The following is a 1,988-nucleotide window of genomic DNA, read 5'->3' on the forward strand; positions in this document are numbered from 1 at the left end:
TTGGCGGCGGCGTCGGCCGCAACGCGTTGATGACGGCGGAGGTCGAGCGGGTGGCCGGCGAATTGGCCTGGCCGACGCCAATCGCGGTCAGCACGCTGGAAGATGTCGGAACTGCGCTCGGCGCCATGAAGCTGGCGCTGGATTACAGCCTTGGGCTGATCTTGCGCGAGGACCGCCATCCGGCCGTGGTGCTGCCGCCGCTGTAGGGTGGCCGGCTACCGGCGAAATGCAGAAAGAGGCAGGCGCTGGCGGGCGCCTGCCTCTTTCATCTCCAGCATAGGTGATCAGGCAGCCGCGGCGGCCTGGTTGGCGTTGGCGGCGGCGATCGCGTCGACCTTGGCGGTGGCCTTGGCGAGCGCGGCGGTCACGGCATCGGCACCCATGCCGACGCCCTCGACGCGGATCACTTCAACGTCGGTCATGCCGAGGAAGCCGAGCACGCTGCGCAGATACGGGACGGCATGGTCCATCTGCACCGCGGCGCCTTCCGAATAGATGCCGCCGGAAGCGAGCACGATGTAGACCTTCTTGCCGGCGACGAGGCCCTTCGGACCGTTCTCGCCGTAAGCGAAGGTCTTGCCGGAGCGGGCGACGTGGTCGACCCAGGACTTCAACGTCGAGGAGATGTTGAAGTTGATGAAGCCGGTGGCGAGGATGATCGTGTCGGCGGCGAAGACCTCATCGAGCACGGCGTCGGAAACGCCGACGACTTCGGCCTGGCGCGGCGTGCGCGCTTCGGCCGGCGTGTAGATGCCGGTGGCGTAGTCGGGGTCGATATGTGGCAGCGGATTGGCGACGAGATCGCGCACGACAAGCGTGTTGGACGGATCGGCGGCAACAAGCTTCCGGGCGAGATCGGTGGCGACGCGGGTCGAGTGCGAAGCGGCGCCGCGCGGGCTGGAGGTGACGAGAAGAATAGACATGGCGGTGTCCCCTTGGGGTTGGATTGAAACTTTCCACGCCAATATGGGATTGCTGCTCCATCAGGATAACTGGTATAATATGTATACAATCCATCAACAAAATGGATGGCGTTGCCATGCAGCCGAACCCGACATTGGACCAGCTCCAGATTCTGGTGGCAGTCGCCGATACCGGCAGCTTCTCGGCAGCAGGGCGCAAGCTCAACCGGGCGCAGTCGGTGGTGAGCTACGGCATCGCCAATCTCGAAGCGCAGCTTGGGCTGAAGCTGTTCGAGCGCGAAGGCGTGCGCGAGCCGCAGCTGACCGAAGTCGGCAAGGCGATGCTGGAGGATGCACGGCGCATGATCGGCGTGCTGCAGCGCATCCGCTCGCGCGCCGACGGCTACCGGCAAGGGCTGGAAGCGGAAGTGGCGATATCGGTCGACGTGACGCTGCCTTCGCCGGCGCTGGTGCGCGTGCTCAAGGCCTTTGAGGCGCAGTTCCCGGCGGTCATGCTGCGGCTTTATATCGGCTCGCTCGGCCTGATCGTCGACCAGGTCGTTAACGGCCAGGTGGATCTCGGCTTCGGCGGCCTGCAAGGCGATGCCGACGTCAATCTGCTGCGCATCGGCTTCACCTCCCTGGTGCCTGCGGCGGCGCCCGACCATCCATTGGCCAAACTGCCGAAGCCGGTCGGTGTCGAGGACCTGCGCGAGCACATCCAGCTTGTCGTCACCGACCAGTCGGAGCGGACGCGCGGGCGAGACTATGGTGTCTTTGCCTATCGCACCTGGCGGCTGACCGATATGCGCACCAAGCATGCGCTGATGCGCGAAGGTCTCGGCTGGGGTGGCCTGCCGCGCTGGCTGATCGCCGACGACCTTGCCAGCGGCAGGCTGGTCGAGCTCGATCTCGAGCCTTACCGCGAAGTCCGCTCGCCGATGTATGCCATGCACCGCAATGACCGCAGCCCCAAGCCGGCGGCGACCTGGCTGATCGACGAGTTCAGGCGGCAACTCGGCTGCTTCAACGAGATGGAGCCAGGCCTGTGGGCGGAGGACGGACCGGAGTCAAGCCGTCCATGAG

Annotated in this window: 2 protein-coding genes and 1 pseudogene; 2 read left to right on the forward strand and 1 reads right to left on the reverse strand. The window is 65.5% G+C overall.

Features of this window, described 5'->3' with window-relative positions; genetic code table 11:
• Window positions 1-206 (forward strand): annotated as a pseudogene (locus EOA27_RS34000) (ROK family transcriptional regulator); the annotation flags it as partial.
• A gap of 78 nt (window positions 207-284) precedes the next feature.
• Here EOA27_RS34000 and EOA27_RS34005 read toward each other — a convergent pair.
• Window positions 285-923: an FMN-dependent NADH-azoreductase gene (locus tag EOA27_RS34005; protein ID WP_126081769.1), complete on the reverse strand. Its 639-nt coding sequence runs from the start codon at window positions 921-923 to the stop codon at window positions 285-287.
• Window positions 924-1,039: 116 nt separating this feature from the next.
• Here EOA27_RS34005 and EOA27_RS34010 point away from each other — a divergent pair, with 116 nt between their 5' ends.
• On the forward strand, window positions 1,040-1,987 hold the full coding sequence (locus EOA27_RS34010; protein ID WP_126081770.1) for a LysR family transcriptional regulator: 948 nt from the start codon (window positions 1,040-1,042) through the stop codon (window positions 1,985-1,987).
• The last annotated feature ends 1 nt before the right edge of the window (window position 1,988 follow it).

This window comes from Mesorhizobium sp. M2A.F.Ca.ET.037.01.1.1 (assembly GCF_003998075.1).
Lineage (GTDB): Bacteria > Pseudomonadota > Alphaproteobacteria > Rhizobiales > Rhizobiaceae > Mesorhizobium.

Coding starts and splice junctions, on each gene's coding strand:
- EOA27_RS34005 (WP_126081769.1), bottom strand. CDS start 923: ATGTCTATTCTTCTCGTCACCTCCAGCCCGCGCGGCGCCGCTTCGCAC.
- EOA27_RS34010 (WP_126081770.1), top strand. CDS start 1,040: ATGCAGCCGAACCCGACATTGGACCAGCTCCAGATTCTGGTGGCAGTC.